The 24,321-nt window shown below is 72.2% G+C and carries 25 protein-coding genes; 18 read left to right on the top strand and 7 right to left on the bottom strand.

Annotation, left to right across the window (positions count from 1 at the left end):
• Positions 1–3 precede the first annotated feature (3 nt).
• From B0I32_RS01670 to B0I32_RS01680, 3 genes are all read left to right on the top strand, one after another.
• The gene (locus B0I32_RS01670; protein WP_106234825.1) at positions 4–1,005 is read left to right on the top strand and encodes a leucine-rich repeat domain-containing protein; all 1,002 of its coding nucleotides are present in this window, start codon (positions 4–6) and stop codon (positions 1,003–1,005) included.
• A gap of 75 nt (positions 1,006–1,080) precedes the next feature.
• Positions 1,081–1,506 (top strand): hypothetical protein, encoded by a 426-nt coding sequence (locus B0I32_RS01675; RefSeq protein ID WP_106234303.1) that lies wholly within the window; start codon positions 1,081–1,083, stop codon positions 1,504–1,506.
• Between the two features lie 51 nt (positions 1,507–1,557).
• A complete protein-coding gene (locus B0I32_RS01680; RefSeq protein ID WP_106234304.1) occupies positions 1,558–1,977 on the top strand; it encodes a hypothetical protein in 420 nt (139 codons plus the stop codon).
• A 68-nt stretch (positions 1,978–2,045) separates the two neighbouring features.
• Here B0I32_RS01680 and B0I32_RS01685 read toward each other — a convergent pair whose 3' ends face one another.
• The gene (locus B0I32_RS01685) at positions 2,046–3,194 is read right to left on the bottom strand and encodes a LacI family DNA-binding transcriptional regulator (protein WP_106234306.1); all 1,149 of its coding nucleotides are present in this window, start codon (positions 3,192–3,194) and stop codon (positions 2,046–2,048) included.
• Between the two features lie 101 nt (positions 3,195–3,295).
• On the opposite strand from B0I32_RS01685, the gene B0I32_RS01690 reads away from it, so the two are divergent.
• Genes B0I32_RS01690 through B0I32_RS01710 form a run of 5 tightly spaced genes read left to right on the top strand, consistent with a single transcriptional unit; the run spans position 3,296 to position 7,825 of the window.
• Positions 3,296–4,525, top strand: a complete 1,230-nt coding sequence (locus B0I32_RS01690; RefSeq protein WP_106234307.1) for an amino acid ABC transporter substrate-binding protein — start codon at positions 3,296–3,298, stop codon at positions 4,523–4,525.
• Positions 4,522–5,400, top strand: a complete 879-nt coding sequence (locus tag B0I32_RS01695) for a branched-chain amino acid ABC transporter permease (protein WP_219911592.1) — start codon at positions 4,522–4,524, stop codon at positions 5,398–5,400. The genes B0I32_RS01690 and B0I32_RS01695 overlap by 4 nt, the downstream gene beginning before the upstream one ends.
• Positions 5,384–6,373, top strand: a complete 990-nt coding sequence (locus B0I32_RS01700) for a branched-chain amino acid ABC transporter permease (protein ID WP_219911593.1) — start codon at positions 5,384–5,386, stop codon at positions 6,371–6,373. Before B0I32_RS01695 ends, B0I32_RS01700 begins: the two co-directional genes overlap by 17 nt.
• A complete protein-coding gene (locus B0I32_RS01705; RefSeq protein WP_106234311.1) occupies positions 6,370–7,101 on the top strand; it encodes an ABC transporter ATP-binding protein in 732 nt (243 codons plus the stop codon). Before B0I32_RS01700 ends, B0I32_RS01705 begins: the two co-directional genes overlap by 4 nt.
• Complete coding sequence (locus tag B0I32_RS01710) at positions 7,094–7,825, top strand: ABC transporter ATP-binding protein (RefSeq protein WP_106234312.1); 732 nt, start codon at positions 7,094–7,096, stop codon at positions 7,823–7,825. The genes B0I32_RS01705 and B0I32_RS01710 overlap by 8 nt, the downstream gene beginning before the upstream one ends.
• A 30-nt stretch (positions 7,826–7,855) precedes the next feature.
• On the opposite strand, the gene cydB is transcribed toward B0I32_RS01710, so the two are convergent.
• The 3 genes from cydB to B0I32_RS01725 form a co-directional block, all read right to left on the bottom strand.
• Positions 7,856–8,734: a cytochrome d ubiquinol oxidase subunit II gene (cydB, locus tag B0I32_RS01715; protein ID WP_106234314.1), complete on the bottom strand. Its 879-nt coding sequence runs from the start codon at positions 8,732–8,734 to the stop codon at positions 7,856–7,858.
• Positions 8,735–8,745: 11 nt separating this feature from the next.
• Entirely contained in the window at positions 8,746–10,101 is a 1,356-nt protein-coding gene (locus B0I32_RS01720) for a cytochrome ubiquinol oxidase subunit I (RefSeq protein WP_106234315.1), read from the bottom strand.
• Between the two features lie 196 nt (positions 10,102–10,297).
• Complete coding sequence (locus B0I32_RS01725) at positions 10,298–11,221, bottom strand: polysaccharide deacetylase family protein (protein ID WP_245955469.1); 924 nt, start codon at positions 11,219–11,221, stop codon at positions 10,298–10,300.
• A gap of 95 nt (positions 11,222–11,316) precedes the next feature.
• On the opposite strand from B0I32_RS01725, the gene B0I32_RS01730 reads away from it, so the two are divergent.
• The 4 genes from B0I32_RS01730 (at position 11,317) to B0I32_RS01745 (ending at position 14,219) form a co-directional block, all read left to right on the top strand.
• On the top strand, positions 11,317–12,081 hold the full coding sequence (locus B0I32_RS01730) for an SRPBCC family protein (protein WP_106234317.1): 765 nt from the start codon (positions 11,317–11,319) through the stop codon (positions 12,079–12,081).
• Positions 12,082–12,158: 77 nt separating this feature from the next.
• The gene (locus B0I32_RS01735) at positions 12,159–13,055 is read left to right on the top strand and encodes a hypothetical protein (RefSeq protein WP_106234318.1); all 897 of its coding nucleotides are present in this window, start codon (positions 12,159–12,161) and stop codon (positions 13,053–13,055) included.
• A 34-nt stretch (positions 13,056–13,089) separates the two neighbouring features.
• Complete coding sequence (locus tag B0I32_RS01740; RefSeq protein ID WP_106234320.1) at positions 13,090–13,761, top strand: DsbA family oxidoreductase; 672 nt, start codon at positions 13,090–13,092, stop codon at positions 13,759–13,761.
• A gap of 38 nt (positions 13,762–13,799) precedes the next feature.
• Positions 13,800–14,219 carry a MarR family winged helix-turn-helix transcriptional regulator gene (locus B0I32_RS01745; RefSeq protein ID WP_106234321.1) on the top strand — a complete coding sequence of 140 codons (420 nt, stop codon included), beginning with the start codon at positions 13,800–13,802 and terminating at the stop codon, positions 14,217–14,219.
• Here B0I32_RS01745 and B0I32_RS01750 read toward each other — a convergent pair.
• Positions 14,176–14,898, bottom strand: coding sequence for a thymidine kinase (locus tag B0I32_RS01750; protein ID WP_342751700.1), 723 nt, complete (start codon positions 14,896–14,898; stop codon positions 14,176–14,178). The genes B0I32_RS01745 and B0I32_RS01750 overlap by 44 nt on opposite strands.
• Here B0I32_RS01750 and B0I32_RS01755 point away from each other — a divergent pair.
• The 3 genes from B0I32_RS01755 to B0I32_RS01765 are packed head-to-tail and all read left to right on the top strand — an operon-like array spanning position 14,882 to position 19,118.
• Positions 14,882–15,310, top strand: a complete 429-nt coding sequence (locus B0I32_RS01755; protein ID WP_245955473.1) for a hypothetical protein — start codon at positions 14,882–14,884, stop codon at positions 15,308–15,310. The genes B0I32_RS01750 and B0I32_RS01755 overlap by 17 nt on opposite strands.
• A 6-nt stretch (positions 15,311–15,316) precedes the next feature.
• Entirely contained in the window at positions 15,317–17,317 is a 2,001-nt protein-coding gene (locus B0I32_RS01760; RefSeq protein WP_106234323.1) for a hydantoinase/oxoprolinase family protein, read from the top strand.
• On the top strand, positions 17,310–19,118 hold the full coding sequence (locus tag B0I32_RS01765) for a hydantoinase B/oxoprolinase family protein (RefSeq protein ID WP_106234325.1): 1,809 nt from the start codon (positions 17,310–17,312) through the stop codon (positions 19,116–19,118). The genes B0I32_RS01760 and B0I32_RS01765 overlap by 8 nt, the downstream gene beginning before the upstream one ends.
• Before the next feature lie 76 nt (positions 19,119–19,194).
• On the opposite strand, the gene B0I32_RS01770 is transcribed toward B0I32_RS01765, so the two are convergent.
• Positions 19,195–20,088, bottom strand: coding sequence for an NAD(P)-dependent oxidoreductase (locus B0I32_RS01770; protein WP_106234326.1), 894 nt, complete (start codon positions 20,086–20,088; stop codon positions 19,195–19,197).
• A 69-nt stretch (positions 20,089–20,157) separates the two neighbouring features.
• Between B0I32_RS01770 and B0I32_RS01775 the strand changes: the two genes are divergently transcribed.
• Positions 20,158–20,835 (top strand): histidine phosphatase family protein, encoded by a 678-nt coding sequence (locus tag B0I32_RS01775; protein ID WP_219911594.1) that lies wholly within the window; start codon positions 20,158–20,160, stop codon positions 20,833–20,835.
• Between the two features lie 137 nt (positions 20,836–20,972).
• Here the strand turns inward: B0I32_RS01775 and B0I32_RS01780 are convergent, their stop codons facing one another.
• Positions 20,973–21,503 (bottom strand): uridine kinase family protein, encoded by a 531-nt coding sequence (locus B0I32_RS01780; protein WP_106234328.1) that lies wholly within the window; start codon positions 21,501–21,503, stop codon positions 20,973–20,975.
• 77 nt (positions 21,504–21,580) lie between these two features.
• On the opposite strand from B0I32_RS01780, the gene B0I32_RS01785 reads away from it, so the two are divergent.
• Both B0I32_RS01785 and B0I32_RS01790 read left to right on the top strand, forming a co-directional pair.
• Entirely contained in the window at positions 21,581–22,738 is a 1,158-nt protein-coding gene (locus B0I32_RS01785; RefSeq protein ID WP_106234330.1) for a CaiB/BaiF CoA transferase family protein, read from the top strand.
• Between the two features lie 74 nt (positions 22,739–22,812).
• The gene (locus tag B0I32_RS01790) at positions 22,813–24,297 is read left to right on the top strand and encodes a carboxyl transferase domain-containing protein (protein ID WP_106234331.1); all 1,485 of its coding nucleotides are present in this window, start codon (positions 22,813–22,815) and stop codon (positions 24,295–24,297) included.
• The last annotated feature ends 24 nt before the right edge of the window (positions 24,298–24,321 follow it).

Below are 24,321 nucleotides of genomic sequence, written 5' to 3' on the forward strand. Positions count from 1 at the left end.
GCCATGCGTGCCCCCGACTCCGGTCTGACCGCCTTCCCCGACGTGCCCGGCGACGTCCGCCTGATCGACCTGGCCTGGAACGAGATCGCCGAGGTGCCCGGCTGGGTGGCCGGGCTCGCCGCGCTGGAGGAGCTCCGCCTCGACGGCAACGGCCTGCGCACGCTGCCCGACCTGTCCGGGCTGACCGCGCTGCGCGCGCTGCACCTCGACGGCAACGCGCTGACGTCCTTCCCCGCCTGCCCGCCCGGTCTGGAGAGCCTCTTCCTGTACGGCAACCGCCTCGCCGGACTCCCCGGCCGGCTGCCGGCGACGCTCAGGCACCTGCACGTAGGCGCGAACGGCCTCACCGCGCTCCCGGACACGCTCTGGAAGCTGACCGGCCTCGAATCGCTCAACGTGGCCCAGAACGCGCTCACGGAGCTCCCCGCGGGCATCGGCGCGCTGGCCCGGCTGCGCATGCTCGACCTGGGCCACAACCGGCTCACCGAGATCCCGCCCGAACTCGGCGACCTGCCGCTGACCGACTACCTCTACCTCAGCGACAACCTCTTCACCGAGGTGCCGGAGTCGATCGGGCGGCTCGACCGGCTGGCCTACCTCAACCTGACCGACAACCGGATCACCCGCCTGCCCGCCTCGCTCGGCTCCATGACGGCGCTGGTGGAGCTGCGGCTCTACGGCAACCGGCTGGAGTCGCTGCCGGAGACGATCGGCGACCTGCCCCGGCTGCGTGAGCTGCACCTCCAGGGCAACCGGCTGCGGGAGCTGCCCGGACGGCTGCCGGAGAAGCTGAAGGTGCTGGATCTCCGCGACAACCGGCTCGGCCGGCTGCCGGAGTCGCTGCCCGCCGGGCTGAAGCAGCTCGACCTGCGTGACAACCGGCTGCGCGACCTGCCGGACACCCTGCCCGACCTGGAGAAACTCGATCTGCGCTGGAACAAGCTGGACGGTGAGCCGCAGGTGCTGGCCCGGCTCGAAGCGCGCGGGTGCGTCGTGCTGAGGTGAAACCGGGAGCACCCCACCGCGAACCGGAGTCGTCCGGCGGTGAACCGCGCCGGGCGGGCCTGCGTACCCTCGCACATGACGACATTTCCACGTCTGGCCGCTTTCGCGCTGCTGGCCGGACTGGTCGCCGGCTGCTCCTCAGGGGGCGGCTGGAGCGACTACGTCGCAGCAGGCAAGAACCAGCCCCCCAACCCCGCCCCGCTCACGGTCGAGCAGATCTCCGAGAAGGTCGGCTGCAAGCCGAAGATGCAGGTCGACGCCGACGAGGTCCGTACGGCGTACTGCAAGACCCAGGACGGTGAGTTCTTCGTCAACACGTTCAAGACGGAGAAGCTCAAGGACGAGTGGATGGACCGGGCCCCCGAGTACAACCCCCATCTGGTCGGACCCAAGTGGACCGTGCTGGGGCCGTTGAAGGTGCTTGAGACGATCAGGGGACCGCTCAACGGCGACCTGCACCTGACCGACCACCGGGTCTCCAAGACGCCTGCGCCCAAATAGCCGGACGGTATGAGTCTGAACCGAGGTAGGAAGGGCCGCGTACCCCCGCACATGACGACAATCCCCCGCCTGACCGCTGTCGCGCTGCTGGCGGCGCTGGTCGCCGGCTGCTCCTCGGGGAGCGGCGGCGGCTACGTCGCGTCCGCCGGCAAGCTGGCCGGCGCCGCGCCGCTCACGGTCGAGCAGATCTCCGCCAAGGTCGGCTGCACGCCTCGCATGCAGGTCGACGCCGCCGAGATCCGCACGGGCTTCTGCCGCACACCGGACGGCGAGTTCTTCGTCACGACGTTCGCCAGCCAGACCGGCAAGGACGCCTGGATGGACGCCGCTCCCGAGTACAACCCGCACCTGGTGGGCAACCTCTGGACGGTCCTGTCCAGCCGCAAGGTGCTCGACCTGCTCAAGGAACGGCTCGGCGGCGACCTGCACCTCACCGACCACCGCACCAAGCAGATGAAGGTCGTCGGCTGACGCACGCCTCCGGCCACCGGCCGTGAAACGGTGGCCGGCGCGTCTCCCGAACCGCACCCGATCCCCGCTCAGGGGCGGGGTGCGGCCGTGGAGGCTCTGACGACCAGCTCGTGCCGGGTACGGCGGCGGCGCGGGCGGGTGGCGGGCGGCTTGAGCACCAGTTCCAGGGCCTGCCTGCCCATGCCGACCATGGGCAGTCTGACCGTGGTCAGCGCCGGATAGACGTCCCTGGCCACCGGCACGTCGTCGAACCCGGCCACCGAGATCTCCTCCGGCACCCGCCGCCCGTGGTTGAGCAGCCACGACAGCGCCCCCACCGCCATCGGGTCGTTGAGCGCGACCACCGCCGTCAGCTCCGGATGGGCGCGTACCAGCCGGGCCGTGGCCGCCGCGCCGCCCTCGCGGGTGAAGTCCCCGTGCACGACCGGCACCGACGCCCAGTCGAGCCCGGCCGCCCCGTACGCGGTGCGCAGCCCGGCCAGCCGGTCCTCGACGGTGGTCAGGTTGGCCGGGCCGCCGAGCACGCCGAGCCGGCGGTGACCCAGGTCGAGCAGGTGGCGCATGAGGGTCGCGCCGCCGGCGGCGTTGTCGGGCAGCACCGCGTCCACCGGCAGGTGGTGCCGGCCGATCACCGCGACGCGCCCGCCCGCCGCGGTGAACGAGCGCAGCTCGGCCGCGATGTCGGTCTCGGTGCGCGCGTCCACGTAGCCCGAGCCGGCCAGCACGATCGAGGTCACCCGGTGCGCCCGCAGCGCGCGGATCCTGGCCAGCTCGGCGCGCGGGTCGCGCTCGGTCTGGCTGATCAGCGCCAGGTAGCCGCGGCTGTCCGTCTCACGCAGCACGCCCCGCGCGATCTCGCCGAAGTAAGGGTCGCCCACGTCGTGCACGACCAGCCCGACCATGGACGCCTGCCCGCCGGCCAGCGCCCGCGCGTGGCTGTTGGGCACGTACCCCACCTGAGCGGCGATGGCCCGCACGTGCGCGGCGACCCGGGGGCTCACCCCGGCGCTGCCGGTCATCGCCCGCGAGGCGGTGGCCAGCGACACCCCGGCCGCCCTGGCCACGTCGATCAGGCGCGGCGGGCCGGACGGCTCGCCGGGAGGAGCGCCGGGAGGAGCGCCGGGAGGAGCGCCGGCCAGGGTGCCCGCGCGGGTGTCGGGAAGGGCGCCAGGTGGGGCGCTGGGTGGGGAAGGCCGCGGGGAGGGGCGTTCTGCCATGCGGTGCGTACCCCCTTGTATGGGGCGAAATCCCGTGTAATCGTAACCGAAAGCGCTTACGAAAGCGCTTTCGCTCGCCTCTTCTGACGGGGGTCTCCTCGATGGCAAGAGTAAGCAAGGGCCTGGCGATCATCTCCCTCTGCGCACTGGCGCTCACCGCCTGCGCGAAGACCGACGAACCCGGCGCGGCGCCGTCGCCCGGACAGCAGCGGGGGCCGGTGCGGATCGGCGTCTCCTTACCGCTCACCGGCGACTTCTCCGAGCCGGGCAAGGGCATCCAGGAGGGTTACCAGGTCTGGGCCGACCGGGTGAACGCCAAGGGCGGCCTGCTCGGCAGGAAGGTCGAGCTGATCTTCCGCGACGACGCCTCCGACCCCAACCGGGTCAGCTCCGACTACGAGTCGCTCATCACCCAGGACAAGGTGGACCTGGTCTTCGGGCCGTTCTCCTCGCGCCTGGTCATCCCGGCGGCGAAGGTCGCCGAGTCGTACGGGATGCTCTTCGTGGAGCCGGCCGGCGCCGCCGCCGAGGTCTTCGAGCAGGGCTTCAAGCGGCTCTTCTACGCCGCCCCCGCCATCGCCGGCGACCACTACGACTACCTGTCCGACTACCTCACCCAGTTGCCCGCCGACCAGCGGCCGAAGACGGCGGCGTACGCCAGCCTGGACGACCCCTTCGCCCAGGGCACCGCGTACGGGCTGCGCGACAAGCTGGCCGCGGCCGGGATCAAGACCGTCGTGGACGAGGTCTACCCGCCGGAGACCACCGACTTCGCCCCCATCGCCGCCAAGATCGCGGCTGCCAAGCCCGACCTGGTCGTGGGCGGCACGCAGTTCGAGGACTCGGTCGGCCTCGTGCGGGCGCTGCAGGAGCTCAAGGTGCAGCCGAAGCTGGCGGCCTTCTCGACCGGGCCGACGCTGGCGGAGTTTCCCGCCGCGGTGAAGGGGGCGGCCGAGCACGTCATCTCGCCCGTCGGCTGGTCGGCCACCGCCACGTTCACCGGCAACCAGGACCTGGTCAAGCGGTACAAGGAGATGTTCGGCGGCGACGCCAACGAGGACGCGGCCAACGGCTACACCGTCGGCCAGATCGTCGAGGCGGCCGTGGCCGCGGCCCAGTGCGCGGACCCGTCCAAGGAGTGCCAGGACAAACTGACCGCGCACATCGGGCAGGCCACGTTCGACACCGTCGTGGGGCCGCTGTCGTTCGACGACAAGGGCCGGCCCGAACAGGCGCACATGATCCAGCAGTACGTGAACGGCAAGGTCGAGATCGTGCTGCCCGAGCAGGCCAAGACCGCCGGCATCGTCTACCCGAAGAAGCCGTGGTGAGCCTGCTCGCGCAGGGCCTGGCCCTGGGCGTGCTGACCGGCGGCCTGTACGCGCTGCTCGCCTCCGGCCTGTCGCTGTACTTCGGCGTGATGCGGGTGGTCATGGTGGCGCACCCGGCGTTCCTCTTCCTGGCCGCCTACCTGACCTACACCGCGCACACCGTGTTCGGCGTGGACCCGTTCCTGGCGCTGCCGGTGACCGTGCCGCTGTTCTTCGCGCTGGGCGTGGCGGTGCAGCGGCTGCTCATCGCCCGGCTGGCGCCGGAGAACGTGGCGATGATGTCGGTGCTGCTGACCTTCGGGCTGGCGCTGACCATCGAGGGTCTGCTCGGCACGTTCTACACCGGCTCGTACAAGTCGATCAGCATGGACTACGCCACCCGGTCGCTCACCGTGGCCGGCGTGCACCTCCCGTACGACAAGATCATCGCCTTCCTCGTGGCCGCGCTCACCCTCGGCGTGCTGTTCGCGGTGCTGGTCAAAAGCAGGTTCGGGCAGGCACTGCGGGCCACGATCCAGCACCGCGAGGCGGCCAGGCTGGTCGGGATCCCGACCGAGCGCGTGGCCGGCCACGGCTTCGGCGTGGGCCTGGCCACGGCCGCCGCAGGCGGCACGGTGCTGGCGCTGATCACGCCGTTCTTCCCCGCCTCCCACTGGGTGTGGATCGGCAAGCTCATGGCCGTCATCGTGGTCGGCGGCCTGGGCAGCGTGACCGGAGCCGCCCTCGCGGCCGTGCTCCTCGGGGTCGTCGAGGGCGTCGTGCTGGTGACCGTGGACGCGACCTGGGCCACCATGATGTTCTACGTCTTCCTCTTCCTGGCCCTGCTCGTCCGCCCCCAGGGGTTCTTCGGAGGCCGGCTTGCGCACCGTTTCTAGAGGACTGCCGCTGCTGGCGGGCGCGCTCGCGATCGCCTACCCGTGGCTGGTGCCCAACTACTACCTGGTGTACGCGGGCGCGCTGACTGTCATGTACGCCGCCATGTCCACCTCCTGGAACCTGCTCGGCGGCTTCACCGGCTACGTCTCGCTCGGCCACTCGGCCTTCTTCGGGCTGGGCGCGTACGGCACCGGGCTGCTGGTCGTGCGCCTGGACGTGCCCTGGCTCGTCGCCCTGCCGGTCTCGGCGCTGCTGGTCACGCTGTTCGCGGCCGGCGTCGGCATCGCCGCCGTGCGCGTGCGCGGCGCCTCGTTCGTGATCGTCTCCATCGCGCTCGTGTCGATGATGAACCTCGTCGTGCAGGGCTGGCGCTCGCTGACCGGCGGCTCCACCGGTCTCCAGGTGCCCTCGCCCTTCCCCGGGCTGCACAGGGGCCAGACCCATCTGGTGTTCTTCTATCTGTTCCTGGTGCTGCTCGGGGTCGCGCTGCTGGCCTGGTGGCAGATCTCCCGCTCCCGCTTCGGCGCGGGGCTGCGGGCCATCAGGGAGGACGAGGACAAGGCCGAGTCGCTGGGGGTGCCGACGGCGGCGTACAAGGTGGCGGCCTTCGCCCTGTCCGCCCTGTTCGTCGCGCTGGCCGGCGGCCTGTACGCGCTCTGGTTCGGCAGCCTCGACCCGATCTTCGTCTTCTCCATCCTGATCGGCTCGTCCATGGTGCTCATGAGCCTGCTCGGCGGCGTCAGGCACCTGCTCGGGCCGCTGCTCGGCGCGCTCATCGTGGCCCCGGCGGGGGAGTACTTCCTGATCGCGCTGGGTGAGACGCAGATCCACCTGACCGCGACGGGGCTGGTGCTCGTGCTGGTCGTGCTGTTCATGCCGGAGGGGATCCTGGCCAGGTTCGCCAGGCGGCGGGCGGGTCCGTCCATCCCCGACGAGAGCGCCGACCAGCGGCTGCAGGGGGTGTCCTCATGAGCTCGCTGCGGACGGAGGGGCTGACGAAGTCGTTCGGCGGCGTGCTGGCCGTGGACGGCGTCACCGTCGAGCTGCGCGACGGCGCGATCAACGGCCTGATCGGGCCGAACGGCTCGGGCAAGACGACGTTCTTCAACATCGTCACCGGCATGATCAGGCCGGACGCCGGCCGGGTGCTCTACCGCGACAGGGAGATCACCCGGCACGCGCCGCACCGGATCGCGCACGCCGGCATCGGCCGCACCTTCCAGCTCTGCCGCGTCTTCCCCCGCCTGACCGTGCTGGAGAACATGCTGGTCGCGGTCCGCCGCACCCGGCTGCGCGAGCTGATGGCCGGGCTGCGCGACGCGGGCGAGACCGAACGGGCCCGCCACTGGCTGCGCCGCATGGGCATCGAGCACCTGGAGGAGGCCGAGGCCCGCGACCTGTCCTACGGCCAGCAGAAACTACTCGAACTGGCCGCCGTCCTCATGGCCGAGCCGGACCTGGTGCTGCTCGACGAGCCCGCGGGCGGGGTCAACCCGGCGCTGATCGACCGGATCACCGGCCTCGTCCGCGACCTCAACGCGGAGGGCCGCACCTTCCTGGTCGTCGAGCACAACATGGACATGGTGATGGGCATGTGCGACCACGTGATCGTCTTCGACCGCGGCGCGCCCATCGCCGAGGGGCCGCCGTCGGCGGTGCGGGAGGATCCGCGGGTGCTGGAGGCGTATCTCGGTGTCTGAGACGGTGCTGTCTTTGGAGGACGTGGTGGCCGGGTACGGCAGGGCCGCGCCCGTGCTGCGCGGCCTGACCGTGACCGTGCGCGCCGGGGAGGTCGTCTGCCTGGTCGGCCCCAACGGCGCGGGCAAGTCCACCGCGCTCAAGGTGGCCAGCGGCCTGCTCGCGCCCAGGTCGGGCCGGGTGCTGCTGGCCGGGCGGGACGTGACGGGCGTGTCGCCGCAGCGGCTGCTCGGGCTCGGCCTGGCCCACGTGCTGCAGGGGCACAGCGTGTTCCGCGAGATGACGGTGGCCGAGAACGTGCGGCTCGGCGGCTTCACCGTCCGCGACCAGGCCCGGCTGAAGGAGCGGATCGAGGTGGTCAAGGACCTGTTCCCCGTGGTGCGCGAACGGTGGGGCAGCATGGCGGGTCTGCTGTCCGGCGGGCAGCAGAAGCAGGTCGAGTTCGCCCGCGCGCTGATGCTGGAGCCGTCCGTGGTGCTGCTCGACGAGCCCTCGATGGGCCTCGACCCGCGCAACACGCAGGTGGTCTTCGACCAGATCGACCTCATGCGCAGGACCGGCGTGGCGGTGCTGCTGGTGGAGCAGAACGCGCGCAGGGCCCTGGAGACGGCCGACCTCGGCTGCGTGCTGGACCTCGGCCGGGTGCACATCAGCGGCCCGGCCCGCGAACTGGCCGCCGACCCCCGGCTGGGCCGCCTCTACCTGGGCGGCGCCCCCGCCGGCTGAGCGCGCCGTCCATGCTGGGCGCGTCGTCCGTCAGGCGGGCACCTTGATCCGCTTCCTGAACACCCAGTACGTCCACCCCTGGTAGACCAGGATGAACGGCAGCGTGATCAGCCCGATCCAGGTCAGCATGGTCAGCGTGTACGGGCCGGAGGCCGCCTCGGCCAGGGTGAGCCCCGGCAGCGGCCGTACCCGCAGCTCCATGAAGACCGCCAGCGTGGTCAGCACGATCGCGCCCGCCGTGGCCGTGAACGCCCAGCCCTCCCTGCGCCGCCAGATCAGCGCCGTGGCCGCGGCCAGCGCCGCCATCGCGGCGAGGGCGGGAGCCGTGCCCAGGCTCGACAGGGCGAAGACGGCGACCGGGATCGTCACGGCGCCGGCGGCCAGGGCGACGGTCCTGGCCCGGCGGCGCACCGGGCCCGTGGTGCGCAGCGCCAGGAAGACCGCGCCGTGCAGGGCGCACACGGCCAGCGTGAACGCGCCGCCGAGCAGGGCCGGGGCGACGCCGCCGAACAGCAGGCTGGCGAAGATCGCGCCCCACAGGAACGCCGGGATCGCGCTGCCCACCACGATGCCGAGGTCGCACCAGAGCGGATTCGTCACCTTGCCGCGCCACTCCAGCCCGACGCCGCGCACGATCAGCCCGGCCAGGACCAGCACCACGGGCAGGTAGAAGGTGCTGAACAGGCCCGCGTACCAGGCGGGGAAGGCGGCGAACATGGCTCCGACCGCGGTGATCAGCCACACCTCGTTGCCGTCCCACACCGGGCCGATGGTCTCCAGGCCGGCCCGCTGCTCGGCGGCGTTCCTGCTCACCAGCGGCGCCAGCATGCCGACGCCGAAGTCGAAGCCCTCAAGGACGAAGTAGCCGGTCCAGAGGAAGGCGATGACGGCGAACCACAACTCGATCATTGGTCAGCTCCTCAGTACATCAGGGACGGCTCGCGCCGCTCGGCCGCGGGCAGCGGCGCCCGTTCCGCCGCGCCCTTGCGCACGTGCCTGGTCAGCAGCACGGTCTCGGCCACCGCCAGCGCGCCGTACAGGAGGGTGAAGAGGGTCAGCGAGGTGGCCACCTCGGCCAGCGACACCCCCGGCGACACACTGGAGGCCGTGAGCAACTCGCCGGCGACCGTCCACGGCTGGCGGCCGATCTCGCTGAGCAGCCAGCCGGCGGTCACCGCGACCAGCGGCAGCGGCAGCGACAGCAGCAGCGCCCGCGAGAGCCAGGCGGGGAAGGGACGCCGGCGGCGGGTCAGCCAGAGCCCGAGCACCGACAGGCCCACGGTGGACAGCCCGAACACGATCATCACCCGGAACGACCAGAACACGATCGTCTGGTCCGGCCGGTAGTCGCCGGGGCCGAACTGCCGCTCGAAGCGCCGCTGCAGGTCCTCGGTGCCCTGGACGGTGGCGCCCGGGTCGTTCGTGGCCAGGAAGCTGAGCACGGCGGGGATCTCGACGCCTGGGACGAGGCTGAACGGGGCCGCGGCGGTGTCGCGTTCGAGGCCCTCGGCCGAGGCCAGCTTCATCGGCTGCTGCTCGTACATGAGCTTGGCGGAGGTGTCGCCGGTGGCCGCGACGAGCACGCCCGCGAGGGCCGTCATCACCAGCGCCGCGCGGGCCGCACCACGCCACATGCCGCCGTCGCCGGTCCGGCGCGTGCGCAGCATCCAGTAGCCGCACACCGCCAGCACGAACCCGCCCGCCACGATGAACGCCGCCCCGATCACGTGCGGGACCTGGGCCAGCGCGGTGGGGTTGGTCAGCACCGCCCACAGGTCGGTCATCCTGGCCCGGCCGTCCACGACCTCGTAGCCCACGGGGTGCTTCATCCAGGCGTTGGCCGCGAGGATGAAGTAGGCCGACACGTTGGAGCCGACGGCCGCCGCCCAGATGCAGGCCAGGTGCGCCCGCTTCGGCAGCCGGTCCCAGCCGAAGATCCACAGGCCGAGGAACGTGGACTCCATGAAGAACGCCAGCAGCGCCTCCATGGCCAGCGGCGCCCCGAAGACGTCGCCCACGAAGACGGAGTACTCGCTCCAGTTCATCCCGAACTGGAACTCCTGCACGATGCCGGTGACCACGCCCATGGCGAAGTTGATCAGGAACAGCTTCCCGAAGAACTTCGTCAGCGTCAGGTACTGCTCCTTGCCCGTACGGTGCCAGGCCGTCTGCAGGCCGGCCACGAAGATCCCGAGACCGATGGTCAAGGGCACGAACAGAAAGTGGTAGACGGTGGTCACCCCGAACTGCCACCGCGCAAGGTCTAGTGCGTCCATTCTCCCCGCCGACTCCCTGAGCTCTACACGCTGTAGTACATCTACCCACAGTAGTACTACAAGCTGTAGAGCAATGGGATGCGTTCTTGGTCACATCCCCTTCGCTGGACTTCCGACGGTCATCGAGGATGGCGCGGGCGGGCTCGTCAGCGCGTCCCCCGCCGGGCTGACAAGCGGGTCCGCCGCGCGGCGGACCTCAGCGGACGCGGGCGGCGGCCAGGTACGCCTGGAGGTTCCCCAGCTCGTAGCCGCGCCGCCGGATCTTCTCGACCAGGACGCGGAAGTCCCTGGCCAGGTTGGGGCGGAAGTGCATCAGCAGGATGTCGCCGGGGCGCAGCCGCTTGTCGGGCACCTGGTAGGCGATCTTCCCGCCCGGCTGCACGGTCGCGGTCCAGAGGAGCACGGCCGTCACGCCGCAGTTCTCGGCGGCCGTGAGCGTGTCGGTGTTGTAGACGCCGAACGGCGGCCGGAACAGCGTGGGCCGCGCGCCGACCTGCTTGCCGATGAGCTTGGCCGCGCCGCAGATCTCCCTGCGCTGGGCGTCGCGGCCCAGCAGGCGGAGGTCGGGATGGGTGAGGGTGTGGTTCTCGACGGGCACTCCGGCATCCCGCAATTGCCGGAAATATCCCCACTTGCCGGCGCCGACGTAGCGGGCCCGGCCGCCCGCCTCGTCCGGGGTGCCCTTGGCCTCGACCGCGTCGCGCATGGCGAAGGCGGTGACCGGGATGCGCTGGTCGCGAATCTGCGCGGTGAAGCCGGGGTCCTGCTCCCAGCCGTCGTCGATGGTGAGGAAGACGACCTTGCGCTTGGTGGGGATGGAGCTGATCACGGGCGGGAGGCCGCCGGTGCGCTCGATCGGGCGCACCTCACCGGTCCTGGGCATCACGCCGGGCGGGCCGGCCGGGGGCGCTGTCGAAGGGGCCTTCGAGGGCGCCGTCCGTGACACCGCCGGGGTCGCCGATCCGGCGGCTCCGGTGCCGGTCCCGGCCGGCGCGCACGCCGCCAGCATCACCACACACGCCCCGGCGGCCGCCCGCCCGGCAGCCGCGCCGATCGGCCCGCCGATCACCCCGCCGATCACCCCGTCGCCCGTCCCGTACGTCCTCCGCCCCCTGCGCATGGGGCACCATCTTGCCAGTCTTGATCACCGCGCCATGCCCGCGTCTGGCAGGTGTTGCCCTTATCGGGCCGTCCGCGTCTGCCTAAAGTGTCTGCATGAAGGTGGCGGGCAGCGCCGTGATCGGCGTGCACAGGGACCAGGCGTGGACGGCGCTGCGGGATCCGGAGGTGCTGGTGCGCACCATTCCGGGATGCGAGCGGCTGGAGGAGACGGGGCCGGACACGTACCGGATGACGGTCAACGCGGGGGTGGCCTCCATCAAGGGCGTCTACCAGGGAGAGGTGTCGCTGGGCGACCCGCTGGCGCCGGAGAGCTTCACGCTGCGGGCGTGCGGGCAGGGCGCGCCGGGAACCGTGGACGCGACCGTACAGGTCCGGCTGAGCGAGGTCGACGGCGGGACGCGGGTCGACTACGACGCCGAGGCCGTGATCGGCGGCATGATCGGCGGGGTCGGGCAGCGGATGCTGGGAGCGGCGGCCAGGCGGACGGCGGCGGAGTTCTTCTCGGCCGTGGACGAGCACCTGCGCGCGCCCGCCGAGATCTGCGAGGTCGTGCCCTACGCCGCCGCGCCCGGCGAGCTCGCCGGGCCCTCTGGCACCGTTCAGCCCGCCGGGGCCGCCCAGTCCCCGGACGCCGTTCCGTCCTCCGGCTCCGCCGCCCAAGCCGCCGGAGCCGTCCAGGCCGTTCAGCCCGCGCAGGCGCCCCGAACGGCCGGAACGGTCTACGAGCGGCCCGCCGCGCGGCACACCGAGACCCGCCCATGGGTGATGCTGGCCTCCTTCGGCATGGGCGCGGGCGTCGCGCTCGCCGGAGCGGCGGTGGGCTGGCTGTTCGGGCGCGGGTGGCGGCGCGACGCCTGAGGCCGGCGGCGCGGCGCCTGAGGGCGGTGGCGTCGTGGACTCTCGCGGAAAAGGATCTCCGGGCGTAGCGTGGCGGTATGCGGCAGGCACACGCTGAAGACGCACGGACCGAGGCCAGGCGAGTCGTACGCGACCTGCTGGGCGAGGAGCGCCCGACGGCCGAGACGCTGATCGGAGACGTGCGCCCCGTGCTCGGCGACGACCGCACCGGGCGCACGCTCGACCTGGCCCTCGGCGCCCAGCTCACCAGGCGCTCGGCGGAGCTGGCCGCCATCGCCGCGCTGCTGGTCGGCACCCGCGAGCTGGGCGAGCAGTGGTGGGGCAGGTCCAGGGGCGGCAAGCTGCCCCCGCCCGACGAGGTGGTGCGCACGGCCGTCGCGATCGAGCCGTGGACCGATCTGACCGCTCTGGAGATGCTCGCCGCCTGGATCGCCGACGACGCCGCCGACCAGCTCTGGGGCGCGCCCGTCGCGCAGGTCGACCTCAACTCCTGGCAGGCCGAGGACCGCTTCGACCTGCCGCCGGACGTCAGGCCGGGCCAGCGGCTCGTCGTGCACTTCGACGCCGGCGGCAGGCTCGACGCGGTCGTCGCCCGCAGGGCCGACGAGGAGCTCGGCTCCAACCTGGACTTCCATTCGCTGCGTTACTCCCGCCCGGCCGAGGCCCAGTGGAGCTGGGGCGTGGCGGCCGGGCTCGGGCCGCACCGGCTGCCGGGGGAGAGCCCCGACCCCTACGCGCGCGAGGTGCCCGCCGGCGCCGCCGACGTGCTGCGGGCGTGGGCGATGCGCCACGGCGCCACCCGCGAGCAGCTCGGCGAGAGCTGGCGGACCGTGGGCGACGTGGTGGCCGCCATCGAGCGGGTGGACTGGATGTGGCGCAGCGGCGAGTGGTTCGGCTGGTGGCGCGGGGCCTCGGCGCTGGTCGACGATTCCGCGTACCTGCCGTACCGGCTGGAGGAACTGGCCGCGGGATAGGAATCAACGGCGGGCGGCGTCGGTTGAGGCCGACATGAAGGTGGAGATTTTCTCTGACGTCGTGTGCCCGTGGTGTTACATCGGCCACGCCAGGTTCGCCAAGGCCGCCGAGCGGTTCCGCGACAAGGGCGGCTCGATCGAGGTGACGATGCGGCCGTTCCAGCTCGATCCGGACGCCCCGGCCAAGGGCGAGCCGCTGATCCCGTCGATGGAGCGCAAGTTCGGGCCCAACGCCCGCCAGATGATCGATCGGGTCGTCGGCACCGCGGCCGAGGAGGGCCTGGAGCTCGACTACGACCGGGCGCTCAACGCCACCACCCTGGCGGCGCACCGCCTCATCGAGGTGGCCGGGCGGCAGGGGCTCGGCGAGGAGATGGCCGGGCGGCTCTTCCGCGCCTACTTCTCCGAGGGCCGCGACGTGTCCGACCCCGGGGTGCTGGCCGAGCTGGCCGCCGAGGTGGGCGTGACGGACACGGGGGAGGGGGCGGAGGAGGTGCGTGAGCAGCTGGCCAGGGCCCGCTCGCTCGGCATCAGCGGGGTGCCGCTCTTCCTGTTCGAGGGCAAGTACGCCGTCTCGGGCGCGCAGCCGGTCGACACCTTCGCCGCCGCGATCGACGAGGTGGCCGAGCGCACCGGCCAGACGCCGATCACCCAGCTCGCCGCCCCGGCCGAGGGGTGCGACGACGACGGCGTCTGCGCGGTCTGAGCGGCTCCGGGGCCACCGGCGGGTGGGAGAATCGCAGGGTGTCGAGACCTCGCCTTGGTTATCTGCTCAAGCACGCCAACCTGCGCCTGTCCGAGCTGGTGGGCGCGGCGCTGGCGCCGTACGGGATCGACGGGCGTGAGTTCGCGGTGCTCGCGCTGCTCGACTCGCCCGTGCCCATGTCGCAGCTCGACGCGGCCAGGCGGCTCGGGATCGACCGCACGACGATGGTGGCCATGGTCGACGCGCTGGAGCGCAAGGACCTCGTCCGCCGCCGGCCGCATCCCGACGACCGGCGCAAGAACGTGGTCGAGCCGACCGAGCGCGGGCACCGGACGCTGGGCGGGGCCAGGATCGCCGTGGACGCGGCGGAGGAGGAGTTCCTGTCCGCATTGTCCGGCGGCGACGCCGGGCTCCTCAGAGACGTCCTGGAGCGCCTGGTCCCGCCTCCAGCGGGCTGAGCGCGCCCTCCCCGAGCTGGCCGGCCCGGTGGTGGCGGCGGCACAACACCTGATAGCGCACGTGCGCGGCGTCGGTGTCGCCGATCACCACCTGCTCGCCGGTGCGCGCCATCGCCCCGCCCACGATCCTGGCGTTGAGCTGGCCGGGCCGCCCGCACCAGCACAGCACCTCGACCTGCAGCCGGCACACCTCGTCGGCCAGCTCGAACAGCCGCTGCGCCGCCGGGAACATCACCGACCTGAAGTCCGAGGCCAGCCCGAAGGCGTAGACGTCCACGCCGTGGCCGTCCACCAGATCGGCCAGCTGCTCGATCTGCTCGACGGTGTAGAAGCAGGCCTCGTCGCAGATGAGGTAGTCGATGCGGTCGTGCGCGGTCACCAGCCGGACCAGGTCCACGGAGTCCTCGACCTCGATGGCCTCAAGCCCGAGCCCTATCCTGCTGGTCACCTTCGGGCCGCCCGAGCGGTCGTGCTTGGTCAGCACCAGGCCGCGCCGGCCCTGCCGTCCGTGGTTGTAGTTCATCTGGAGCGCAAGGGTGGACTTCCCGCAGTCCATGGGACCGAAGTAGAACTTCAGTACGGCATCCCTGGCTCCAGAGGGCACGGCAGACAAGGCAGACAGTTCAGTCACGGGCCGCCAGCTTAGTGGCTTGGCTTGTCCCATGACCTCGTGGGACATTTTGTCCCCTGAGTATCAGGAGGAATCAGTGGTCACCGATAATTCCCCGTCCAAACCGTCGTCGCTCGACGCGATGATGACCCCGGACGACCTCACGGCCGCCCAGGCGGATGCCACCCGATGGCGGTACGGCTTCCTCGTGGTCGTGGCCGGTATCGTCGCGATCCTGGTCGCGTTCGGCGCCGCCGTGTTCGCCACCGGGGAGTTCGCCGCGCTCTTCGCGGGAGTCGCGGGGGTGGTCGGTACCATTATCGGGGCTTACTTCGGCGTTCAGGCGGGTCAGTCCGGAAAGGCGAGAGTGGAGGCCGAGCTGGCCCGGTCCCAGGAGATGGTGGTCAGGCTGGCGGCCTACGTCGGCACACAGAACGCGCCCCGAGTCATCGACGAAGTGCTCGGCCGACGCCGAAGCTGAGGAGTCATGCGTAGCGTCCGTATCGGAGTGGACACCGGAGGCACGTTCACCGACGTCGTGGCGGTGGACGAGGAGACCGGTGAGATCCTCACCACGAAGACCCCCTCGACCCCCGCGAACCCGGCCGACGGGTTTCTCGCGGGCATCGAGAAGCTGGGCCGGCACGACGCCGGCGCCATCGTGCACGGCACAACCGTGGCCACGAACCGGCTGCTGGAGGACCGGATCGAAAGCCTCGGGTTCATCACGACCGAGGGCTTCGAGTTCGTCCTGGAGATCGCCAGGCAGAGCGTGCCCGACGGTTACGGCAACTCCTACTTCTGGGTCAAGCCGCCCAGGATCGTTCCCGTGCACCTGGTCAAGACCGTCGGCGGGCGGCTCGACCACCGGGGCGAGGAGGTGTGGCCGTTCTCGGAGGAGCAGGCCGTGGAGGTGGCCCGCTGGTTCCGGGCCAAGGGCATCACCGCGATCGGGGTCTGCTTCCTGCACTCCTACGCCAACCCCGAGCACGAGCGCCGCATGCGCGAGGTGCTGTGGCGCGAGCACCCGGAGGCGGTGATCTCGCTGTCGAGCGACGTGCTGCGCGAATACCGCGAGTACGAGCGCTCGGTCACCACCCTGGTCGACGCCGCGGTCAAACCGGCCATGCGCGGCTACATCGCGAACCTGTCCAACCGGCTCGGCAAGCCGTTCTCGGTGATGAAGTCCAACGGCGGCATCCTGTCCGCCCGCGAGGTCGTCAACCAGCCCATCACCACGGTCCTGTCGGGCCCGGCGGCCGGCGCGCTCGGCGCGGCGCTCATCGCCTCGACGGCCGGGCACGAGTCGGTGATCACCCTGGACGGCGGCGGCACCTCGACCGACGTGGCCGTGGTGATCGACGGCGAGCCGTCCATCACCACCGAGGGCTCCGTCGGCCGTTACCCGTGCAAGATCCCGATGATCGACATCATCACGGTCGGCGCGGGCGGCGGCTCGATCGCCTGGATCTCGCCCGAGGGCACGCTCAAGGTCGGGCCCAGGTCCGCGGGCGCCGACCCCGGCCCGCTCTGCTACGGCAAGGGCGGCACCGAGGTGACGGTGACGGACGCGCACGTGTTCCTCGGCCGGGTCCCGCCCCACCTGCTCGGCGGGGAGATCCCGTTGGACGCCGAGGCCGCGCGCACCGGCGTCGAGGCGCTGGCCGACAAGCTCGGCCTCACCCCCGAGCGCACGGCGACCGGGATCCTGGAGATCAGCGCGTTCAACCAGAGCAACGCCATCAGGCAGCTCACCGTCAAGCGCGGGCTGGACGTGCGGGACTTCCCGCTGGTGACGTTCGGCGGGTCGGGCCCGCTGCTGGCGTGCCGGCTGATCGACATCCTGGGCCTGCCGTCCGTGATCGTCCCGCGCGATCCGGGCAACGTCTCGGCGTTCGGGCTGCTCACGGTGGACGTCAAGAACGACTACGTCCGTACGTACGTCACCCGCGACCTCTCGCTCGGCAAGGCCGTCGAGATCTTCCACGACCTGGAGCATCAGGCGGGCGAGGCCCTCGACCGCGAGGGCTTCGCCGACCCGGTCTACCAGCGCAGCGCGGATCTGCGGTACTACGGCCAGGCGTACGAGGTCCGGGTGCCCGCTCCCGCCGGCGAGATCGACGAGGAGTGGCAGGCCGAGGTGGTCTCCCGCTTCCACGAGGCCCACGAGAAGCTCTACGGCTACGCCTACCGCGACGACCCGCGCCACGGCGTCGAATGGGTCAACCTGCGCGTCTCCGGCATCGGCCCCATCACCCGCCCGGTCATCAGGCGGCTGGAGAAGGCGGGCGACGGGGCCACCTCGGTGCGTCCCGTGCACTTCGACGAGACCCGCGACACCCCGATCCACCAGCGCGCGGCGCTCGGGCCCGGCGCCACGGTGCAGGGGCCCGCGGTGATCGAGGAGTACGGCTCGACGATCCCGATCCATCCGGGCTTCACGGCAAAGGTGGACGATTACGGAAATGTGGAGATAAGTCGTGACTGATCCCATCCTGGTGGAGATCGTGGAAGGCACGCTGGCCTCCGTCGAGAAGGAGGTCGAGACCGCGATCGCGCGCACGGCCCGCTCGCCGATGATCCGCGACGCCCACGACTTCCGCGCGGGCATCCACGACGCGCGCCTGCGCAAGCTCACCGGCCGCTCCTACAGCGCGCTCGTCCAGCCCATCGTGCGCGACTTCCCGATCGAGACGATGAAGCCGGGCGACGTCTACTTCCACAACGACGTCTACCTGTCGGAGGGCGGTATCGGCCACCTGCCCGATCTGTGCGTCACCGTGCCCGTCTTCCACGAGGACGAGGTCGTCGCCTTCGTGCAGGCGTTCGGCCACCACGACGACATCGGCGGCGCGGTCCCCGGCTCCATGCCCTCCCATGCCCGATCGGTCTACGAAGAGGGCCTGATGGTCCCGCCGATCAAACTGTGGGACGCGGGTGAGCCCAACGAGGCCGCGCTGCGCATCATGACCCGCAATTCCCGCATGCCCGACTCGCTGGCCGGCGACCTCGACGCGGAGTGCTCGGCCTGCCTGATGGGCGCGCGGCGGCTCGGCGAGCTGTTCGAACGCTACGGCAAGCAGGCCGTCCAGGAGTGCTTCGACGCCGTCATCGACAAGACCACCGAGACGTTCCGCAGGGAGCTGCTGGCCAAGATCCCCGAGGGGACGTACGTGTGGGAGGACTACGCCGAGCACGACGGCGTGGACGAGCCCCGCCTGCACGCCCAGCGCGTCACGCTCACCGTCGACCACGCCGCCGACGCGCCCCTGACCATCGACTTCACCGGCACCTCGCCGCAGGCCAAGGGGCCGATCAACCACGCGGGCGACTACGCCGACGGAGTGTTCCTGAAGAAGTGGCTGGCCCCGGTGCTGCGCAACCTGGCCGACACGCCGGAACGCATGGCGGAGCTGGACGTCAACGAGGGCGTCGTGCCGCTGATCAAGATGATCTTCCCGGAGAAGGGCACGCTGCTCACCCCGATCTTCCCCGCGCCCACCAACGCCCGCACGTTCGTCATCCTGCGCCTGCTCGGCGTGCTGGCGGGCGTCCTGGCCAAGGCGACCGGCGGGCGCATGCCGGCCGACCAGGAGACCATCCGCTACACCGGCGTCCACGGCGTCGACGCAGAAGGGGCCCCGTACCTGATGCGGGAGGTCCTGGGCGGCGGCTCGGGCGGGCGCTGGTACGCCGACGGCGAGGACACCATCCACGTGGTGCCCGACTCGCGCAACATCCCGGTCGAGTTCGCCGAGGCCAGGTGGCCGTTCCGGGTGGAGCGGCTGGCGCTGGCCTGCGACTCGGGCGGGCCGGGGATGTACCGGGGCGGGCTCGGCTACGACAAGCACATCCGGATGTTGCGCGACGCCTCGTACATGTCGATCGCCGACCGCTCGATCCTGTCCTGCTGGGGCGTCAACGGCGGCCTGGCCGGGCGGCCGTTCCGGGTCGAGATCGCGGGCAAGGAGATGGAGGGGCTGGTCGACGACCACCAGGTGCAGGCGGGCGAGCTGATCAGGATCCGCACCACCGGCGGTGGCGGCTGGGGCTCCCCGTACGACCGCGACCCCCGCGCGGTGGCGGCCGACGTGCGCGACGGCAAGGTGTCCATCGCCGGCGCCCTGGGCGACTACGGCGTGGTGCTGGACGGCGACCGCATCGACGAGCAGGGCACGGCCGAACTCCGCGCCCGCCTGCGGCCACCGGCCGACCGCTTCTTCGACCGCGGCCCCGGCTACGCCAAGCTCTCCGGCGGCCGGCCGCACGCGGACGTGGACGAACTCTGACCGGTGTGCCCGCGCCGCGCGGGCACGCCCGTCCGGCGCGGTCCCGATCATCGGGCCGGTCGCCGGCGGTCCGGTCTCACGTCCCGTCTCGGCGCGAGTCCCGGCCGGGGTCGAAGGAGGCGAAGTACGTCGCCGCCATGTCCTCGTCGCCGTGCCCGGCCGCCTCGGCCCGGCGGAAGCGCTCGCCCGCGGCGGCCACCAGGTCGAGCCTGACCCCGGCCGTCTCGCCCGCCCTGGTGATGAGACGGGTGTCCTTCTCGGCGTTGCGCACCGAGAAGCTGGGCGTGAAGTCGCCCTCCAGGATGGCCTGCGACTTGGCCTGGAAGTACGCGCTGTCCAGCGGCCCGCCGGCGATCACCTGCCGCACCAGATCAGGATCGAGCCCGAGCCCCTCGGCCAGGGAGAGCGCCTCGGCGACGACGGCGGTCATCGAGATGCTGAAACTGACCGTGGCCATCTTCAGCCTGGTGCCCGCGCCGCCGGCCCCGTCCTCGCCGAGCCAGAGCGTGCGCTGCCCGAGCGCCGCGAACACCGGCTCCAGCGCCTGCCTGGCCGCCTGCGGCCCGGCCGCGAGGATGACCAGCGTGCCCTGCTCGGCCGGCTGCCTGGTGCCTTGCACCGGCGCGTCCACGAACGTCAGCCCGTGTTCCCCGGCCAGCGCGGCCAGCCGACCGACCGCGTCCACGCCGACCGTGCTCATCTGCGCCCACACCTGCCCGGGCCGCAGCCCCGGCGCGGCGGCGGAGATCGCGTCGTGCACGGCGTCACCGTCGCTCAGCATCGTGACGATGACGTCCGCGCCCTCGACCGCCCCGGCCGGCGCGTCCGCGACCGCCACGCCGTCGGCCTCCAGCGGCAGGGCCTTGTCCCTGGTACGGTTCCACGCGCGTACGCGCAGGCCCGCCCCGGCCAGATTGCGGGCCATGGGCAGCCCCATGATCCCGGCTCCGAGTACCGCGACAACAGTCATGTGATCACGATATGCCGGGCGTCCCGGCGCGCTCAGTCAGGGGGGTGAGCGGCGTGTGAGGATGAAGGCATGGGCGTCGCGCGGATCATGGCGGTACGGCACGGAGAGAGCGAGGCCAACCTGGCCTATCGGCGGGCCGGCGACACCCCGCTGGTCTACGAGCGCGGCGACGACGAGGTGGGCCTGACCGGGCTCGGCCGGGCCCAGGCGGCGGCGCTCGGCCGGCTGCTCGCCGCCCTGCCCGCCGGCGAGGCGCCCGAGCTGGTCTGGTGCTCGCCCTACCGGCGCGCGCTCGACACCTGGGAGCTGGCCCTGGCGTCGTGGGGCGCGCCGCCGCTCCCCGTCACCGTGGACGAACGGCTCAGGGACCAGGAGGCGGGGGTGCTCGCGCCCTACAACCTGGCCGCGATCGGCGAACGTTTCCCCGGGGAGCTGGCCCGCATGCGGTCCGAGGGCGAGTACTCCTACCGGCCGCCGGGCGGCGAGTCGCTGGCCGACGTCGTAGTCCGGCTCCGCGCCTTCGCGCACGACCTCGACGGGCGGGCCGGCGGGCGGCGGGTGCTGATCGTCGCGCACGACTCGGTGGTGCTCGGGCTGCGCCACGTCATCGCCGGGGGTCCCGACGCGGAGCTAGCGGCGGTGCTGGAGTTCGCGCCCGTGCTGAACGCGTCCGTCTCGATCTGGGACACCGGCGGCGCCGGGTTCGAGCTCGTCACCTTCAACGACGTCACCCACCTCACACCCTGACGGCGAGGGCCGGCGTCACGCGTTCACGGGCACCGTCACGCGTTCCCGGGGACGCCGCGCCTCCGAGGCGGCCGCGGCGTCTTTCGCGGGAGCCGCCGCGTCTTCGCGGGGGGCGGCCCGTGCTCGACGGAGGAAGGTCACGTTTCGACGACGAGATCGGCGCGTTCCCGGGTGCGGTCGGCGGCGAACCACGCCCGTTCGGCCGCGAACCACTCGCGCCACCGGGGCTCCAGCTCCGGCCCGTCCCGCTCCAGCACGCGCCGCAGCCGCACCGCCTCGCCGGCCTCCACCCAGACGACGTACGCCAGCAGCTCCGCCACCGACGCCCGCGCCGTGCCGACGCCCTCGACGACCAGAAAGGGCGCCACGGGCACGGCCACCTCCTCGGCGTACGTCCCGCGCACCCAGTCGTACCTGCGGAAACCGCCGGGCAGGCCGTTCCGCAGCGGCTCCAGCACCTGGGTCTCCAGGGCGTGGAACCAGGCGCCAGGACCCTCCTCCCACGGCACGGGGAAGTCGTCGCTGTGCACGACCTGGCAGCCAAGGTCCGCCGCCAGCCGGTTCGCGTACGTCGTCTTGCCCGCCCCCGCCGGCCCGTCCACGGCCACCAGCCGCACGGGGCCGCACGAAGGCGGCAGGCGCCTGATCCGTTCGGCGGGCTCAATCACCGACCCAGGGTAGGTGACGCGGGGCGGCCTCCTGAGAGAATGTTCTTTCACCCTGAACGCGAGGAGGAGGCTGGATCTTGCTCGGACCCCTCGGTGACATCGTCGTGCTCGATCTGTCCAGGGCCCTGGCCGGGCCGCACGCCGCGCAGATGCTCGGTGACCTGGGCGCTCGGGTGATCAAGGTAGAGCATCCGGACGGGGGCGACGAGTCACGCGGCTGGGGACCGCCGTTCGTCGGGCCTGATGGCGAAATTTCCACTTATTTCCTGGCGGCCAACCGCAACAAGCAGTCCATCGCCGTCGATCTGAAGTCCGCCGAGGGCAAAGAGCTCATCGAGCGCCTCGTCCGCCAGAGCGACGTCCTCGTCGAGAACTTCCGTACCGGCGTCCTCGACCGCCTCGGCTTCTCCGTCGAGCGCCTGCACGAGCTCAACCCGCGCCTGGTCGTCCTGTCGATCACCGGCTTCGGCCACGACGGCCCGGAAGGGGGCCGCCCCGGCTACGACCAGATCGCCCAGGGGGAGGGCGGCCTGATGTCGCTGACCGGCCCCTCGGCAGACGAGCCCTACCGCGTCGGCGCCTCCGTGGCCGACCTGCTGGCCGGCATCCACGGCGCGTACGGCGTGGCCGGCGCCCTCTACGAGCGCGAGCGCACCGGCAGAGGCAGGGTGGTGCGCACCTCGCTGCTCGCCGCGATCACGGGCGTCCACTCCTACCACGGCACCGCCTGGACGGTCGGTGGCAAGGTGCCCGCCGCGAGCGGCAACCACCACGCCTCCATCACCCCCTACGGCGCCTTCCGCTGCGCCGACGGCATGCTGCAGATCGCCGCCGCGAACGAGGGCCAGTGGCGCAAGGTGGCCGCGCTCCTCGGCATCGACCCGGCCCAGGCGCGCTACGCCACCAACAGGGACCGGTTCGAGCACCGCGACGAGCTCGTCGCCGACATGGAGAAGGCGCTGTCGGCCCACCCCCGCGCCCACTGGCTGGCCGCGCTCGGCGAGGCGGGCGTGCCCGCGGGCGCGATCAGGTCGCTCGACGAGGTCTACACCTGGGACCAGACCCGCTCGCAGGGCCTGCTCGTCGAGGTGGAGCACCCCGTACTGGGGACGATCGAGCTGCCGGGACCGCCGCTGCGGTTCGACGGCCTGACCGGAGTGGAGCACAGCGCGCCGCCCATGCTCGGCCAGGACGGCGACGCGGTGCTCGCCTGGCTGGAGGAACGTGAAAGATGATCGGAATTCGGCGGCACCGTCGAGGGCGCTCGTGCGTCAACATGTCAGCGTCGACCGACAACTAGGGAGCGATAGTGAGCCGTCCGGACGCGCGCACACTGATCGAAACGGTCCTCGACCGGGGGTCGTGGAAGTCGTGGGACGTGCCGCCCGCCGATCCGGCCGAGCCAGGCTCCTCCTACGCCGACGAGCTGGCCGCGGCCCGCGTCAAGTCCGGCTACGACGAGGCCGTGATCACCGGTGAGGGGCTGCTCGACGGCCGCAGGGTGGCCGTCGCCGCGTGCGAGTTCTCGTTCATGGCGGGCTCGATCGGGGTCGCCGCGGCCGAGCGGTTCACCGCGGCGGTCGAGCGGGCCACCCGCGAAGGACTGCCGCTGCTGGCCGCGCCGGCCTCGGGCGGGACCCGCATGCAGGAGGGCGCGCTCGCGTTCGTCCAGATGGTGAAGATCACCGTGGCGATCCAGGCGCACCGGGCGGTCGGCCTGCCCTACCTGGTCTACCTGCGCCATCCGACGACCGGCGGGGTGTTCGCGTCCTGGGGCTCGCTCGGGCACGTCACGGCGGCCGAGCCGGAGGCGCTGATCGGGTTCCTCGGGCCGAGGGTGTTCGAGTCGCTGCACGGCTACGCCTTTCCCGAGGGCGTCCAGGTCTCGGAGAACCTGCACCGCAAGGGCCTGCTCGACGCGGTGGTCTCGGCCGGCGACGCGCGGGAGGTGGCCATCAGGGCGCTGGCCGTGCTCGCCGCCGACAAGTCCGGCATCGTCGCGGGCGAGCCGCCCGAGGAGGACCTGCGGCCGGTGGAGGCGTGGGAGGCGATCACCCGCTCCCGCCGCGACGACCGGCCGGGCGTGCGCACGCTGCTCAAGCTCGCCGCCTCCGACGTGACCCCGCTCAGCGGCACCGGCGAGGGCGAGAACGAGCCGGGGCTGCTGCTCGCGCTGGCCAGGTTCGGCACCGCGCCGGCCGTGGTGCTCGGCCAGGACCGGCGGCTCCAGCGCGCCAACTCGCCGCTCGGCCCCGCCGGGCTGCGGGTGGCCAGGCGCGGCATGCGGCTGGCCGCCGAGCTCGGGCTGCCCCTGGTCACCGTGATCGACACGGCGGGGGCCGACCTGTCCAAGGCGGCCGAGGAGGGCGGGCTGGCCGCCGAGATCGCCCGCTGCCTGGCCGAGCTGGTCATGCTCGACGCGCCGACCGTCTGCCTGCTGCTCGGCGAGGGTGCCGGCGGCGCCGCGCTGGCCCTGCTGCCCGCCGACCGGGTGCTGTGCGCGCAGCACGCCTGGCTGTCGCCGCTGCCGCCCGAGGGCGCCTCCGCCATCCTCTACCGCTCGGTCGACTTCGCCCCCGAGATCGCCCAGGCGCAGCGCATCCGCGCCACCGACCTGCGCCGCGACGGCATCGTGGACCGGGTCATCCCCGAGGTGCCCGACGCCGCCTACGAGCCCAGGCAGTTCTGCGAGCGGGTGGGGCAGGCGCTGGAGTACGAGATCGCGCAGCTGCTGCGGGTGAGCCCGGCGGACCGCTTCACGGCCCGCCAGGCCCGCTTCCGCAACCTCGGCTGAGCCTCGGCCTGGGGTCAGGCTGCG

The sequence above is a fragment of the Nonomuraea fuscirosea genome (assembly GCF_003001935.1).
Classification (GTDB): domain Bacteria; phylum Actinomycetota; class Actinomycetes; order Streptosporangiales; family Streptosporangiaceae; genus Nonomuraea; species Nonomuraea fuscirosea.